Below are 15,000 nucleotides of genomic sequence, written 5' to 3' on the forward strand. Positions count from 1 at the left end.
ATATGATTCGCGCCTGTTGGTTCAATAAAGAAACAGATGTTCAAATATGAACATGCACAGGTCGGGCAAATCCGCGGCAACTCGGCCCGGCCAGGAGGAGGCAACATGAAAATACGCATCGCGGCCGCACTGATCGCCGCCATGCCAATGGCGGCGGCGGCGCAGTCAGTGGCCCTCTACGGCGTCATCGATACGGGCGTGGAAATGCTGAACCACGTTGGCGCGGCGGGCAGTACCCTGGTGCGCCAGCCGTCGTTGGCGGCGACCGTGCCGTCGCGTTGGGGACTGCGCGGCACTGAGGACCTTGGCAACGGGCTGAAGAGCGTGTTCGTGCTCGAATCGGGGTTTGCGCCCGACTCCGGGGTGTCGAACCAGGGCGCGCGCCTGTTCGGGCGGCAGGCCTTCGTCGGGCTGAGCGGCCCGTGGGGACAGCTCGGGTTTGGGCGCCAGTACACCATGCTGTTCTGGGCCAGGCTCGATACCGACATCCTGACCTCCAATGTCTATGGCGTGGGCTCGATCGACAGCTATATCCCCAACACGCGCGCCGACAACGCGGTGTCGTACAAGGGCAAGTTCGGCGGCGTCACGGTCGGCGCGACGTACAGCCTGGGTCGCGATGCCGTCAATGCCGGCCCCGGACCGGCCGGCACCAACTGCGCGGGCGAGAATCCCGCGGATGCACGCGCCTGCCGCGAATGGTCGGCCATGCTGATGTACGAGACCGACTGGTGGGGCGTGAGCGCCGCCTACGATTCGCTGCGCGGCGGCCCCGGCGCCTTTGGCGGCCTGACCCGCAGCAGCCTGAAAGACGATCGCTTCTCGCTGGGCGGCTACCTGCTGCTGCAGCGGACCAAGCTGGGCCTGGGGCTGCTGTCGCGCAACAACCAGGCGAGCGCCACGCCGCGCAGCGATCTGTGGTTCGCGGGGGTGTCCCGTGACCTCACGCCCGCGTTCAACCTTGCCGGCGAAATCTATTACCTGAGCTACCGCCACAGCGCGAACGGAGCCTGGCTTGGCGCGATCCGCGGCACCTATGCGTTCTCGAAACGCACCTCCATCTATGCCACCGCAGGCTATATCGACAATCGCGGCCAGTCGGCGCTGTCGGTCAGCGGCGGCAGCCCCGGCGGCAATCCCGTACCCGGCGGCAACCAGGCCGGCGTCATGCTTGGCATCAAGCAGATCTTCTGAGCCGTTGCGGCATTCCTTCAAGAGGTAGAACGATGAAACCATCCCGCTTGCTGTCGGTGCTGACCGGCATCGTCATGACCTGCGCTGCGGCGCTCGCCGCCGCCGCGCCCGCCACGGCACCGGTGGCTACCGGTGCCGCAGCCGCTGCGACGGCCGCCCCCCACGCTGGCGGCGCCGAGGGCGCCGACCACTTCCGTGTGACGCTGCTGGGCACGGGCACGCCGGTGCCGTCGCCAGCTCGCGCCGGCTACAGCACGCTGGTGGAGGCCGGTGGCCAGAAACTGGTCTTCGATTTCGGCCGTAACGTATCGGTGCGCCTGTGGCAGCTGCGGATTCCGCTGGGCAGCGTCGATGCGCATTTCCTCACGCATTTCCATTCCGACCACCTGGTGGGCCTGCCCGACCTGTGGCTGACCGGCTGGCTGCGCCCGCCCTACGGCCGCCGCGACCGGCCCATGGCGCTGTACGGCCCGGCGGGCACGCGCGCGCTGGCGGACGGCCTGCGCCAGGCCTTTGCCGCCGATATTGCGATCCGCCACAAGGATGAAGGCAGCGCGCTGACCGGCATCACCATCGACGCGCACGACGTCGCGCCCGGCGTTGTCTACGAGAAAGACGGCGTGCGCGTGACCGCCTTCGAGAACGACCACGGCGACCACATCCGCCCGTCGTACGGCTACCGCATCGACTATCGCGGCCGTTCGGTGGTGCTGTCGGGCGATACCCGCTTCAGCCCCGCCGTGGTGGCGCAGGCCAGGAACGCGGACGTGCTGGTGCATTGCGTCACGCTGATCCCCGATGCGCTGCTCGCTGCCAACCCTGCGTACCGCGCCATCTACGACCACCTGTCTTCGCCCGAGGACGCCGCGCGCGTGTTCCAGGCCGCGGCGCCGAAACTGGCCGTGTTCAGCCATATCGGCCTGAACGGCGACGCCACCGTCGGGCAGATCGTCGAGCGGGTCCGCAAGACCTATGCCGGTGGATTGCTGGTTGGCGAAGACCTGACCCGCATGGAGATCAGCCTGGATGGCCGTGCCGGGACCTCGGGCGGCATCGCGGTGTGGCAGGAAAAGCCATGAGCCGCCGGACGGCGTTGGCCGATATCAGTCCGGCTTGATCCCGGCACGCGCAATGATCGGCCGCCAGCGCTGCTGCTCCTGCGCGATGAAGCGCGAGAATTCCGCCGGCGTGCTGCCCACCACGATGGCCGCGTCCGCGCTCAGGCGTTCGACCGAGCTCTGGCTCTTCACGGCTTTCATGGTGGCGTCGGCCAGCTTGTCAGCGGCGGCCTGCGGCAGCGATGCCGGCGCCAGCAGGCCGTACCACTGCGTCATCTCGAAGCCGGGATAGCCTTGCTCGGCGACCGTGGGCACGTCGGGCAACTGCGCGATGCGCCGGGTCGTGCCGGTGGCGATGCAGCGCACCTTGCCCGCCTTGATGAACTGGAGGATCGCGGGCGCACCCACCGCGGCGGCGTCCAGCCGGCCGGACAGCAGGTCGGTGATCTGCGGGCCGCTGCCGCGGTATGGCACATGGGTGATGAAGGTGCCGGAGGCGGCCTTCAGGTATTCGAAGGCCAGGTGGCCGGCGCTGCCGTTGCCGGCCGATCCATAGTTGAGCTTGCCGGGCTTGCTTTTGGCGAGCGCCACGAATTCCTTCAGGTTCTTCGCGGGTACGTCGGGGTGGACCACGTACAGGCTTGGCACCTTGGACAGCAGCGAGATCGCGCGGAAGTCCTTGACCGGGTCATACGGCAGCTTCGGGAAGATAAAGGGATTGACCGCCAGCGTGCCGATATGGCCGAGGATCAGCGTGTGGTTGTCGTCGGCACGCGCGACTTCGCCCATCGCGATATTGCCGGCGGCGCCCGGCTTGTTCTCGACGAACACGGACACGCCGAGCAGTTTGGTCAGCTCCGCCGCGGTCGAACGCGCGACGATCTCGGAGCTGCCGCCCGGCGCGAACGGCACCACCAGCCGGACGGGCTTGGCCGGCCACGCCTGGGCGCGGGCGAGTGAGGGCGCCAGCGCGCACGCGCCCAGCGCGGCGCTGGCCTTGAGCAGTTGGCGGCGAATGGGATTGGCTGCGGTCATGCATGTCTCCTGGGATTGCGGTAGCCGGGCCGTTGCATGGCCGGGGCGATACGGGTGGTTATTCGGGTTTGATGTTGCCGTCGCGGATGACCTTGGCCCATTGCCGCGCCTGCGCGTCGATGAACTGGCGCGCTTGCGCCGGGGATGCTGCCACCACCTCGCCACCCAGCTCGGCCACGCGTTGCCGGATCTCGGCGCTGGTCATCACCTTCTGCAGTGCGTCGGCAAGTTTCGCGGCGATCGGCTCCGGGGTCGCGGCGGGGAGGAAGGCCGCGTTCCATTCATACACCTCGTAGCTGGCCACGCCGGCTTCCTGCATGGTCGGCACCGCGGGCAGCGCGGGGCTGCGCGACCGGCTGGTCACCGCCAGCGGCTTGAGCTTGCCGGCCTGGATGTGCTGCAGGCTCGAAGCCACGTTGGCAAAGAACAGCGGCACCTGTCCGGCAATGACGTCGGTCATGGCCGGGCCGCCGCCCTTGTAGGGCACGTGCAGCAAGTCGACGCCGGCGCGCTGCTCGAACAAGACCCCGGCCAGATGCTGTGCCGAGCCGTTGCCCGACGACGCAAAGGCCACCGAGCCCGGCTTCTGCCTGGCCATGGCCACCACCTCGCTGACCTTGCCCGCCGGGAAGCCTGCCGTGGCGACCAGCACATTGGGATAGCGCGCCAGCACGCCGACCGGCCGGAACGCCTTGTCCGGATCGTAGGGCAGGCGCGGATAGAGGCTGGGATTCACGGCATAGGACGAGGCATCGACCATCAGCGTGTAGCCGTCGGGCGCGGCCTTGGCGACATAGGCCGCGCCGATCTGCCCGCCGGCACCCGGCCGGTTCTCGACCACCACGGTCTGCCCCAGCTCGCGCCCCAGGCCGGGCGCGATCAGCCGTGCCATCAGGTCGGCGCCGCCACCCGGCGGATAGGTCACCACGATGGTGATGGGGCGTGCCGGCCAGGCCGCGGCGTTGTCGGCGGCCTGCGCCGGCGTGCCGATGGCGATCAAGGCGGTGGCGGCGGCGGCGATCGCGTGGCGTGCATGCATGGGTCGGTCTCCTTGGCGACGGTCCATCACGGACCTCAGCGGACTTCGGCGGTATAGCGAAAGGCAAAGGCGTCGCCGCGTGTCAGCCGGTATTCGATGCAGTGGCCGGCCAGGTCAAAGGCGTGGCGCGTGACGACCGCGCAGGGATGCGCATCGGGCAGCGTCAGCAACGCGGCCTCGTCCGCCGCCAGCGTGCGGAAGGTCACCTCGTCCACGGCGCGATGGACCGTGACGCCGCAGGCGCTGCCCAGCAGCGGGTAGAGCAGGTCGCCCCACTGCGCCGGCGGCAGCTGCTGCAGGGCTTCGCAGCGCGGCAGCGGCAGCCAGATCGATTCCAGCAGCCGCGGCGTCTGTTCCAGCCAGCGGCGGCGCGAGACCGCCAGCCCGCGCGCGCCGCTGTCCAGCCCGAAACGCCCCGCCATGGCCTTGTCCAGCCGGACGGCGCGGCACGACAGGATTTCGGAGCGCGGCACCACGGGCGCGCCATCGGCGCCGCCGAAGCGAAAGAAGCGCATCAGGCTGGCGCCGCTCAGCCCCTTGCGCACGAAGGTGCCCTTGCCCTGCACGCGCTCGAGCAGGCCTTGCTGGACCAGCACGGCGATGGCCTGGCGGATGGTGCCCAGCGCGATGCCGAACTCCGTGGCCAGCGCCCCTTCGGCCGGAATGGCACTGCCCGGCGTCCAGGCGCCGGAAACGATCCTGTCCCGCAGTGCCGCCGCGATCTGGCCGTAACGGCTCAGCCCCGCGGTGGCGGTGGTGGTCTGGAGCGGTGCGTTGTCTGGCATGCCGGAGCCGTGCTAAATTGATTGAATGCTTATGTCCTCTAGAGGACTAGAATACTGACGCGGGTCTGGACGCCATATCCGGATATACCCGCCCCACGGAGGCTTGATGATGAGCAGGCGCGCTTTGCCGCTGGTGGATACCCATTTCCACGTCTTCGATACCGGCGTGGCCACGGCAGCGGCGCGTTACCGGCCGGCCTATGCCGCCGGGCTGCACGACTGGCAGGCGGCGCTCGGCGGCCTGGGTGGCCAGGGCGACCTGTATGGGGTGGTGGTGCAGACCAGCTTTCTCGGCACCGACAACACCGCGCTGCTGGCCGCGCTGCAGGCGCTGCCCGGGCGCCTGCGCGGCGTGGCGGTGATCGACCCGACGATCACGGACGCGCAACTGGCGGCGTTCCAGGCCGCTGGCGTGCGCGGCATCCGCCTGAACCTGTACGGCGATCCGGATTGGCAACGCATTGCCACTGCGCCATGGCGCGCGCTGTTCCACAGGATCGCCGCGCTGGGCTGGCACGTCGAGCTCCATACCGGCAACGGGCAGGGCGCAGTGGTGCTGGCGCAGCTGGATGCGGCGCTTGGCGATGCGGGCGCGCCGGTCGTGCTTGACCACTTCGGCCGGCCCGGCACGGCAGGAATCGCGGATCCCGTCTTCGACGCCGCCATGTCAGTGCGCGCGCGCCGCCAGCTGTGGGTGAAGATCAGCGCGCCCTACCGGCTGGCATCGCCGCACGACTGGCCCCGGCTTGCTCAGCGCTGGCGCGACCTCGTCGGCGATGACCGCCTGCTGTGGGGCAGCGACTGGCCCTGGACCAATCACGAGGGGCCGCCGCGGCTGGACGAGTGCCGCACGCTTGCCGCGTGGCAAGAGCAGGGCGGTGACGGCGCGGCGTTGTCCGCGGCGCTGCGCTGGCGCAACGCCGCGGCGCTTTACGGGTTTGCCGTGGCGGCGTAGCGGTATCGCGGCGCCGCACGGCGGGCCTTCAATCCGGCGCCAGCACTGCCGGCAGCGCCGCCATCAGCAGGTCAATCGTCACCCGCAGCTTGTGCGGCAGGAAGCGGGTGCGCGGCCATACCAGGTGCAACGGCGTGCGGCTGACCGAGGCCTGCGGCAGCACGCGCGCCAGCGTGCCCTGCTGCAGCGGCGCGCGCACCAGCCACAGCGGCAGGCTGGCCACGCCGGCGCCGCGGATCGCGGCCATGGCCAGGGTATCGATGTCGTCGAAGGCGAGCCGATGTGACAGTTCCGGGCGCACCGGATTGCCGTCGGTATCGGCCAGCGACCAGGGTACGGGCTGGGTGCCGCGCAGGTAGACCAGGCACTGGTGCGACAGCAGTCCGGCAGTGGTGGCCGGCGTGCCATGGCGGCGCAGGTAGTCGGGCGCCGCGCACAGCACCATGGCCTGCGTGCCGAGCGGCCGTGCCACCAGCGTGTCGCTGTCCGGCAGGCGGCCGCTGCGGATCGCCAGGTCGATGCCGTCGTCGGCAAAGTCCACCAGCCGATCGGTGAAGTTGCCTTCCAGCCGCAGTTGCGGATGTCGCTCCGCCAGTTCCAGCAGCAGCGGCGCCACATGATGTCGGCCGAACACCACCGGCGCGCTCACGCGCACGCGGCCCGCGACGGCGCCGCGCCCGGCCTCCAGCATGTGCTGGGCGGCATCCAGCTCTTCCAGCGCCTGGGCGCAGCGCTCGTAGAACGCCTGGCCGTCATCGGTCAGCGCCAGGCTGCGCGTGGTGCGCACGAACAGCCGTGCACCGACGCGTGCCTCCAGCCTCGCGACGGCCTTGCCGATGGCCGAGCGCGTCAGGCCCAGGCGTGCCGCCGCCTGGGCAAAACTGCCGGCTTCCGCCGCGACCACGAAGGCCGTGATGCCGGCCAGCCGGTCATGGGTGATTGGTTCCATGGTGGCTACACAGAAAGGACTTCGATTGCCCAATGGATCTGATGGGGAATCAGTATAGTGGGCTCACCGTTTTTCACCCACAGGACCGCACCCATGACTTCCTCCATGCAACGCTGGCAACTTTCGGCATTCGGCCGCAACCACCTGCATCGCGTCGATGCGCCAATACCCACGCCGGGACATGGCGAAGTGCTGGTGCGGGTGCATGCGGTGGCCCTGAACTACCGCGACCTGCTGATCCTCCACGACGGCATGGGGATGCCGGTGCAGCCGCCGCTGGTGCCGGGGTCGGACATGCGCGGCGAAGTCGTGGCCATTGGCGATGGGGTTGCCGGCTTTGCCCCGGGCGATGCGGTGATCAGCACCTTCTTCACCGGCTGGCGCGATGGCGTGCAGCCGCGCCACAGCAAGCCGCTGGGCGTGCCGGGCCCCGGCATGCTGTCCGAATACGTGGTGCTGGCCGAGGACGCGCTGGTGGCGGCGCCGCGCACGCTCGACGCCGCGCAGGCCAGCACGCTGACCTGCGCCGGACTGACGGCATGGCAGGCGCTGGCCGAGGCCACGGTGACGCGGCCCGGCGATACCGTGGTGGTGATCGGCACCGGCGGCGTCGCCTTGTTCGCGGTGCAGATCGCCCGCGCCCAGGGCGCGCGCGTGATCGTGGTGTCGGGCAGCGACGACAAGCTGGCGCGCGCCCAGGCGCTGGGCGCGGCGCACGGCATCCATCGCGGCCGCACGCCCGACTGGCCCGCCGCGGTGCGCGAGCTGACCGGCGGCCAGGGCGCCGACCATGTGCTGGAACTGGCCGGCGGCGACAACTTCGGCCGCTCGCTGGCCGCGCTGGCGCAGGGCGGCCGGATCTCGGTGATCGGCAACCTGCAGGGCGACGAGCTGCGTGCCAACGTCTATCCGGTGCTGCATGGCCGCGTGACCGTGCAGGGGATCGGCGTGTCGCACCGGCGCGCATTGCAGGACCTGGTGCGCGCCGTCGACTGGCTGCAGCTGCGCCCCGTGGTCGAGCGCGCGTACGGCTTCGGCGAGCTGCCGGCGGCGCTCGATCACCTCGAGCGCGGCGCCTTCGGCAAGGTGGTGGTGCGGGTGGACTGAGGCGGCCGGGCCGCTACTTGCGGGCCTTCGCCCGCGTATTCTTCCTGGCGGCGGCGCGGGCCGCTTCCTTTTGCGCCGCGGCCGCCTCGTTCAACTGCTCCAGCCACGCCATGCCCTCGACATACGACAGGAAATGCCGCAGGTATTCCGGCGAGGTCTCGCGCATCAGCGACAGCGAGCGATGCACGAGATGGTCGGTATTGAGCGGCCCGGCGTTCTCCGGCACGCGTTCCAGCGACTCGCGGAACTGCTGCTCGACGCTGACCCGGGCCCAGGTCTCGCGGAAGTAGTCGGCGAGGGTGTCGACCAGCGGCGTATCCGCGCCTTGTGCCGGCGCCGGCAGCGCACGGACATCGTTTGAAGCCGTGGCGATGGCCGGCCTCGCGCGCGCGGCGAGGTCGTGGACCAGTGCGCCAAGGGCGCTTGCGGCTTGCACCGGCGCGGGCTGGCCAGTGGCTTCGTCGAAGTTGTCGGCGTTGCGCTGCAAGATGGCGGCGTATGCGGCGACCAGGTCCTGCAGGCGCGCCTCCAGCAACTGGCGCGCCGCGCCGCCGTGTCCGGCCGCGCGGGCGGCCAGTGCCTGCATCAGCCGGAAGCGCACGGGGTCGGCACGATCGGCGCCGCTGGCTTGCCAGGCGTCCAGTTGCGCGCGGGCACCGGCCGCCGCGTCGAGCTCAGCCATGCGCCTTCACCGTGCCGGTGGTCACGCGTGGCACCGGCGAGATTTCCACGCGCCGGTTCTTTGCGCGGCCCGCCGCATCGGCATTCGGCGTGACCGGCTGCTGCGAGCCGAACGCGGCCGAGAACACCGACGAGGGCGGGATGCCGGCATCGATCAGCGTACGGGTCACGGTCAGGGCGCGCTGCGCCGACAGTTCCCAGTTGTCGGCAAAGCGCCGGTTGCCCTCGCGCACCTGCTGGTCGTCGGTAAAGCCGCTGACCATCAGGATCTCGTCGCGGCTGCGCAGGTAGGCCGACAGCGGCTGGGCCAGGCTCTTGAGCAGGTCGCGGCCTTCAGGTTGCAATTCGGCGGAATTCAGCGCGAACAGCACGCTGCCGCTGATGCCGATGCGCCCGTTCACCAGCGTCACGCGGCCGGCCGCGAGCGGCCCGGCCAGCGCCTTTTCCAGCGTCTGGCGGCGCTGGGCTTCTTCCTGCCGCTGCTTCACCTCGGCTTCGAGCCGCGCCGACAGCTCCATCTGCACGCCGATGACCCCCAGCAGCACCAGCACGAACGCGCCCAGCAGCACCGACATCAAGTCGCCGAAGACCGCCCAGGCCGGCACGGTGGGCTCAACGCCGGCGTCGAGTTCTTCTCTCATGCCGCCTCTGCGCTGGGCGCCTGCCGGGCTGCGCGCAGCTGCAGGTCTTCCAGGATCTGCTTCTGCGACAGCATGCTCAGGTCCACCACCTCGCGCGCCTGCGCCACGTAGTAGGCCAGTTGCTCGTCGCTGCGCGTCATCGACTTGTCCAGCGCGGCTTCGATGCGCTGCAGGTGGTCGATCAGCTTGCCGTTCGATTCGCTGAACAACTGCACCGCCACGCCGAAGGCTTCGCCCAGGCTGGCCACCTCGACCGCACTGCCGGTGACCTGCGCGGCGATGTCGGTAAGCTTGCCGGTCTCGGACTCCACCTTGTCAGTGAAGCGCGTGCCGATGCGCTCGAGCAGGTCGGCGGTGGTGGCGACCAGCGTATCCACCGCGGTGCGCTGTTCGGTGGAGGCGTGATTGACGGCGTCAAGCAGCGTGCCCAGCGTTTCCATCATGCGGCTGCGTTCTTCCAGCATGGCGTGGTCGCGCGCCATGCCCTCGGTCAGCTTCTCGCGCAGCTGCGCAATGACCTCGGCGGCGGCGCGGGGCGCTTCGCTCGCGGCCTGCAGCAGGCGCGAGACTTCGGCGACGGTATCGGTGGCCTGGGCCTGGGCCTGTGCCGCCATGTCGCGCGCCGTGACGGCCAGCGTTTCGCAGATCTGCTGCTGGCGCGCGGTGGCGTGCGCGCTGGCCTGCTCCCATTCGCCGCGCAGCGCAGCCGCCATGGTGCCCAGCGATTCGGTCCAGGCGGCCAGGCGCTGCGCGTCCTGCGCCACCAGCTCCGCCTGCAGCGCGGTGGCGGCCTTCGGCGCCTCGGCCGCGGCCTGCACCAGGCGGTCGATCTCGGCGAGGGTGGTGGTGGCGTGCGCCTGGGTCTCGGTCGAGATCGCGCGCGCGGTCTGCGCCAGCGCCTCGCAGACTTCCTGCTGGCGCGCGGCGGCGTGCGTGCTGGACTGCTCCCATTGCTCGCGCAGCGTGGCGGCGATGCTGTGGAGGGTCTCGGTCCAGCCGGCGAAGCGCGCTGCATCGCGCTCGGCCAGTTCCGCCTGCAGCGCGACCGCGGCCTTCGGCGCTTCCGAGGCGGCCTGCACCAGGCGGTCGATTTCGGCGAGGGTGCGGCTGGCATGTGCCTGCGTCTGCGCGGAGATCTCTTGCACGTTCTGCGCAAGCGTCGCGCTGATTTGATCCTGGCGCGCGACCGTGTGCGCGTTCAGCTGCTGCCATTCCTGGCGCAGCGTTGCGGTGATGCCGCCGAGCGTGTCGGTCCATGCGGCAAAGCGCGCTTCATCGCGCGACGCCAGTTCGGCCTGCAGCGCGATAGCGGCCTTCGGCGCTTCGGCGGCGGCCTGCACCAGGCGGTCGATCTCGGCCAGCGTGCTGCTGGCATGCGCCTGCGTCTGCGCCGAGACCTCACGCACGCTCTGCGCCAGCGTGGCGCTGATTTCGTCGTGGCGGCTGACGGTGTGCGCGTTCAGCTGTTCCAGCTGCTGGCGTAGCGTGGCCGTCATGCCGCCGAGCGTGTCGGCCCAGGCCGACAGGCGCTGCGCGTCCTGCGCGGCCAGCTGGGCCTGCAGGCCGGCGTGCGAGGCGTCAACGCTGCGCACCAGCGCCGCGGCGTGCTCGCCAAACGTTGCCGCGGCGGCCGCCAGCGCCTGCTGGTTGTCGCCGGCCAGCTTTTCGCCAGCCTGCTGCTGTTGCGACAGCGCCTCGCGCCAGGCTTCGGCGGTGCTGGCCGCGACGGAGTCGAAGCGGCTGGCGACGCCGTCCAGCAAGCTGGCCGAACGTTGTTCGAAAGTTTGGCTGAAGCCATCGAGCGATGTGCGCAGGTCCGCCGCCAGCGCCTCGCTGGTGCGCTGATGGCCGGCTAGGGCCTGGTTCCAGGTATCGGCGACACCGGCGGTGGCGCGCTCGAACCGGCTCGAAACGCCGTCCAGATGCTGTTGCACCGCCTGCGTGACGGTGTCGCGCAGCGCCGTGGTCTCGCGCGCCAGGCCGGCCATGGTCGCGTCCACCGCGGGCTGGATCGCGGCACCGGCGGCGCGGGCGCTGTCGGCAATGCTGTCCTTCAGCGATTGCTCCACCGATGACGCCAGGCGCGCATAGACCGCCTCGGTCTTGCCGTGGAAGGCGTCCTGACTGGCCACCAGCCGCTCGGCCAGGGTCTCGTGCTGTTGCGCCATGGCGCGCATCATGGCCTGCATCTGCTCGGCCAGCGCCGGCATCACTTCGGCCTGGCGCTGCAGCAGCTGCAAGGCCTGGTCGCGCTGGTGGCCGCGCGAATAGCTGCGCAGCGTGGTGGCGATGCGGGCGTCGAGCGCCTGCGCGGCCTGGATGCGCTCGCGCCGGCACAGCGCGGACAGCAGGCCCAGCATGGCCGAGGTGGCCACGCCCGCGACCGAGGTGCCGAAGGCAAAGCCCAGCCCCTTGACCGGCGCCGCCAGCGAAGCGCGGATCGCCTGCAGGTCGGTGGCGCCTTCCAGCGCGATGCCGGTGCCGCGCAAGGTGGCCACCATGCCGAGGAACGTGCCGAGCATGCCCAGCAGCACCAGCAGCCCGACCAGGTACGGCGTCAGCGCGGGGCCGGGCAGGCCGACGCGTTCGCCTTCGACGCGCAGCCGCACGCTGTCGCGCAGGCTGGGGTGCAGGCGTTCCAGCCAGCCACCCAGGCTGGCCGGCGCTTCGGCCAGTCCGGCCAGCGCCTGCGCCAGCGTGGCGGTGGCCTGGCGGTAGCGCAGCAGTTCGAGCGCGCCGCCCACGTAGAAGCCGCCGATCAGCAGGGTGACGACCAGCGCCAGGAAATTGGTGCCGGCATAGCCCGCGCCAATCCAGCAGACGACCGCCAGGCCCGCCAGGAACGCAACAATATGGGATAGGTATCGGGTCATGATGTCCGGGTTAGCTGTCTTGCAGCGCCGCCAGCAGGCCTTCGATGGGCTGCCAGCGGATCTCGAGTTCGGCGAGCAGCACGCTCTGCATATCCTTGCGGAACACGCCCAGCCATGCGCCGGCGCGGACCGCCGCGGGTTGTCCTTGTGCCTGGGCCTGCGCCTCCAGTGCCGCGGCTTCGGCCTGGCGCAGGCGCTGGAAGTGCGCCTCCAGCAGGCTCGGCACCGCGCCCAGCAGGCTTTGTTCGCGCGCGCCGAGCACGCGCTCCATCACCGCGTCGACCATGGCCAGCTTGGCCATGGCCGGCGTACCGGCCGACAGCGCCGCCCGCAGGCCGCCGCGCAGGCTGCCGATGCTGGTCTCCATGGTCTGCTGCAACGTCAGGTAGCGCTGACGATGCACCGCGTAGTCGACCTGCGCATCGACCGGGTCCGGCAGCGCCGACGGTCTCGCCGGACCGCGGCGCCGGCCGGCCGGCGCGGCGTCTTCGGCGATGGCGTCGGCCAGCCGGGCGCGCACACGCGCGCATTGCTGCGCTTCGGTGCCGCCGCCGCCACTTGCCGGGGGCGGCATCGCCGGCACTTGGGCCTTCAGCGCCGACGACAGCGCGATCGCATCCGCCCAGCCGAGCCATTGGCTCAGCTGGCTGGAAAGCGAGCCTGCAGGGGCGGGGGCGTCGGCGTCAGCCAGGCGGGCCAGCAGGCGGACCAGCGTGGGTCCGCTCAAGCCTGTGCGCCGGGGCACTTGTAACATTCCGCTGGATTCGAAAAATGCAGCAGTTTACACGCCCCGGGCAGAGGCGCGGCCGGCGGGGGCGGTGGAGGATGGCGGGAAGTCCGCTCCGGACCCGCGCTGATCCGCCAGCATGGGAAGTCGTGGCCTAATCCTCGGCCACCTGGCAGAACCGCAGCCGGTTCCCGAACGGATCGGCCACCTGCAGCATCCGCCCCCAGCCCACATCCTCCACACCGGGCTTCGCGTACGGATAGTCCTTGGCGTGCAGCTCCCGGTGCAGCGCATCGATATCCTCCACCGGCACGAACACGGTCGACCCCGGCGTGGCATCGCCATGGTGCTCGCTCAGATGCAGCGTCAGGCCGCTGCGCCTGACCTGCGCGTAAAGCGGCAACCCGTCTTCGAAGCGATGCTCCCAGTCGAGCGTGAAGCCGAGGAAATCGAGGTAGAACTCCATGGCCTTGTCGACCGAGAAGATGCGGAGGATGGGAATGCCGGCCGACAGGTTCATGGTGTCTGGGTGCGGGAGTGGCGCGGAATCCTGGATGATAGCCGCCGCATAAGCATTGGCAACAATCTTCGTTGGCTCGGCCCGGTTCCGCGACTAAGCTGGCGCTCCGATTTGCCTCCTGGAGCACCGCCATGACCCCGACCCACAATTCCCGTCGCCGCCGGCTTCTGGCCGCGGCGGCTGCAGCCGCTGCGCTGCCTGGGGTCAGCCTGGGGCAGGGCCTGACGACATTGCGCATCGGCTATCAGAAGTCATCCACGCTGATGATCCTGCTGAAATCGCGGCAGACGCTGGAAAAGGCGCTGGCGCAAAAAGGCGTGGCGGTGCAGTGGTATGAGTTCACCTCCGGCCTGCCGCTGCTGGAGGCGCTCAACCTCGGCAACATCGACCTCAGCGCCGACGTGGCCGATGCGGTGCCGCCGTTCGCGCTGGCCGCGGGTGCGTCGCTCACGTATTACGCGACCGAGACCCCTTCGCCGCAGGCGCAGGCGATCGTGGTGCGCGCCGATTCGCCGATCCGCGAGGTGGCCCAACTCAAGGGCCAGCGCGTGGCGTTTGCCAAGGGCGCCGGCGCGCACTACCTGGTGCTCGAGGCGCTGGCGCGCGCCGGGCTGTCGATCCGCGACATCGAGCCGGCCTACCTCAGCCCGGCCGATGCGCGCGCGGCGTTCGAGCGCGGCAGCGTGGCGGCGTGGGTGATCTGGGACCCGTTCCTGGCCGCGGTGCAGCGCCAGTCCAATGCGCGCGTGCTGCGCGACGGCGAAGGGCTGTCGAGCTATCGCCGCTTCTACCTGGCGGCGACGCCGTTCGCGCGCACGCATGCCGAAGTGCTGGAGGTGGTGTTCGACGCGCTGCGCGACGCGGGCGACTGGGTCAAGCGCAATCCCGCCGAGGCCGCGCGCTGGCACGCGCCGCTGATCGGCCTGGATGCCGCCACGGTGGAGGCCGCCAACGCGCGCCGCAGCTATGCCGTGCGCACCGTCGACGCGGCCGCGCTGGCCGAGCAGCAGCGCATTGCCGACGCCTTTGCCGCGCAAGGCATCCTGCCGCGCAAGGTGGCGGTGTCGGCCTCGCCGGTCTGGCGCAAGGCGTAGGCCGCGGCGCGCCAGCGCAGGCCGGGCATCCGCTGTCCAGCAGGGCGCAGCCAGCGCCCTGTAGGTCCTGAACCGCATCTCATCGTCCGGCTGCAGGCCGAGCCTGCACGCGTGCCCGGCACGCCGACTTTCGCGCCCCACCTCCACCACCGCACGCTATTGCGGGCGCCAGCGCCAAGCCAGCCGCCATGGCCAACCCGCGCACTGAACCTGCGACCGATTCGTAGGGAATAACCCTTGCCGGCCGAAAAATATATCACAACATGATGTATTGTTCGGGACTCCCGAAGCCGACGCCGCCTGTTGGTGTCGTCGCGTCGCCCCCCGCTTCAAGGAGCCTGC

14 protein-coding genes are annotated in these 15,000 nt (G+C 70.4%); 5 read left to right on the forward strand and 9 right to left on the reverse strand.

The window, feature by feature from the left end:
• The first annotated feature begins 105 nt into the window (after nucleotides 1-105).
• On the forward strand, nucleotides 106-1,194 hold the full coding sequence (locus tag AC3FMM_RS01310) for a porin (protein ID WP_326347854.1): 1,089 nt from the start codon (nucleotides 106-108) through the stop codon (nucleotides 1,192-1,194).
• A 32-nt stretch (nucleotides 1,195-1,226) separates the two neighbouring features.
• Nucleotides 1,227-2,273 carry an MBL fold metallo-hydrolase gene (locus AC3FMM_RS01315; protein ID WP_488686005.1) on the forward strand — a complete coding sequence of 349 codons (1,047 nt, stop codon included), beginning with the start codon at nucleotides 1,227-1,229 and terminating at the stop codon, nucleotides 2,271-2,273.
• 24 nt (nucleotides 2,274-2,297) lie between these two features.
• On the opposite strand, the gene AC3FMM_RS01320 is transcribed toward AC3FMM_RS01315, so the two are convergent.
• From AC3FMM_RS01320 to AC3FMM_RS01330, 3 genes are read right to left on the reverse strand one after another with little or no spacing between them, the layout of a single operon-like run.
• Nucleotides 2,298-3,287, reverse strand: a complete 990-nt coding sequence (locus tag AC3FMM_RS01320; protein WP_488686006.1) for a Bug family tripartite tricarboxylate transporter substrate binding protein — start codon at nucleotides 3,285-3,287, stop codon at nucleotides 2,298-2,300.
• 58 nt (nucleotides 3,288-3,345) lie between these two features.
• On the reverse strand, nucleotides 3,346-4,326 hold the full coding sequence (locus AC3FMM_RS01325; RefSeq protein ID WP_116313459.1) for a tripartite tricarboxylate transporter substrate binding protein: 981 nt from the start codon (nucleotides 4,324-4,326) through the stop codon (nucleotides 3,346-3,348).
• A gap of 35 nt (nucleotides 4,327-4,361) precedes the next feature.
• Nucleotides 4,362-5,111, reverse strand: coding sequence for a GntR family transcriptional regulator (locus AC3FMM_RS01330; protein ID WP_488686007.1), 750 nt, complete (start codon nucleotides 5,109-5,111; stop codon nucleotides 4,362-4,364).
• A gap of 106 nt (nucleotides 5,112-5,217) precedes the next feature.
• On the opposite strand from AC3FMM_RS01330, the gene AC3FMM_RS01335 reads away from it, so the two are divergent.
• A complete protein-coding gene (locus tag AC3FMM_RS01335; protein ID WP_488686008.1) occupies nucleotides 5,218-6,066 on the forward strand; it encodes an amidohydrolase family protein in 849 nt (282 codons plus the stop codon).
• Nucleotides 6,067-6,094: 28 nt separating this feature from the next.
• On the opposite strand, the gene AC3FMM_RS01340 is transcribed toward AC3FMM_RS01335, so the two are convergent.
• Nucleotides 6,095-7,015 (reverse strand): LysR family transcriptional regulator, encoded by a 921-nt coding sequence (locus AC3FMM_RS01340; RefSeq protein WP_116313461.1) that lies wholly within the window; start codon nucleotides 7,013-7,015, stop codon nucleotides 6,095-6,097.
• Between the two features lie 93 nt (nucleotides 7,016-7,108).
• On the opposite strand from AC3FMM_RS01340, the gene AC3FMM_RS01345 reads away from it, so the two are divergent.
• Complete coding sequence (locus AC3FMM_RS01345; protein WP_488686009.1) at nucleotides 7,109-8,122, forward strand: zinc-dependent alcohol dehydrogenase family protein; 1,014 nt, start codon at nucleotides 7,109-7,111, stop codon at nucleotides 8,120-8,122.
• Nucleotides 8,123-8,135: 13 nt separating this feature from the next.
• Here AC3FMM_RS01345 and AC3FMM_RS01350 read toward each other — a convergent pair whose 3' ends face one another.
• From AC3FMM_RS01350 to AC3FMM_RS01370, 5 genes are all read right to left on the reverse strand, one after another.
• On the reverse strand, nucleotides 8,136-8,804 hold the full coding sequence (locus AC3FMM_RS01350; RefSeq protein ID WP_488686010.1) for a DUF2894 domain-containing protein: 669 nt from the start codon (nucleotides 8,802-8,804) through the stop codon (nucleotides 8,136-8,138).
• Complete coding sequence (locus tag AC3FMM_RS01355; RefSeq protein WP_115681837.1) at nucleotides 8,797-9,444, reverse strand: OmpA family protein; 648 nt, start codon at nucleotides 9,442-9,444, stop codon at nucleotides 8,797-8,799. Before AC3FMM_RS01355 ends, AC3FMM_RS01350 begins: the two co-directional genes overlap by 8 nt.
• Entirely contained in the window at nucleotides 9,441-12,317 is a 2,877-nt protein-coding gene (locus AC3FMM_RS01360) for a DUF802 domain-containing protein (protein WP_414248355.1), read from the reverse strand. The genes AC3FMM_RS01355 and AC3FMM_RS01360 overlap by 4 nt, the downstream gene beginning before the upstream one ends.
• Nucleotides 12,318-12,327: 10 nt before the next feature.
• Entirely contained in the window at nucleotides 12,328-13,071 is a 744-nt protein-coding gene (locus AC3FMM_RS01365; RefSeq protein WP_414248354.1) for a DUF3348 domain-containing protein, read from the reverse strand.
• 127 nt (nucleotides 13,072-13,198) lie between these two features.
• Complete coding sequence (locus AC3FMM_RS01370) at nucleotides 13,199-13,564, reverse strand: glyoxalase superfamily protein (protein WP_116313465.1); 366 nt, start codon at nucleotides 13,562-13,564, stop codon at nucleotides 13,199-13,201.
• A gap of 131 nt (nucleotides 13,565-13,695) precedes the next feature.
• Between AC3FMM_RS01370 and AC3FMM_RS01375 the strand changes: the two genes are divergently transcribed.
• Entirely contained in the window at nucleotides 13,696-14,658 is a 963-nt protein-coding gene (locus AC3FMM_RS01375; protein WP_116313466.1) for an aliphatic sulfonate ABC transporter substrate-binding protein, read from the forward strand.
• Nucleotides 14,659-15,000: the final 342 nt, after the last annotated feature.

The organism is Cupriavidus sp. 207A1 (assembly GCF_057798955.1).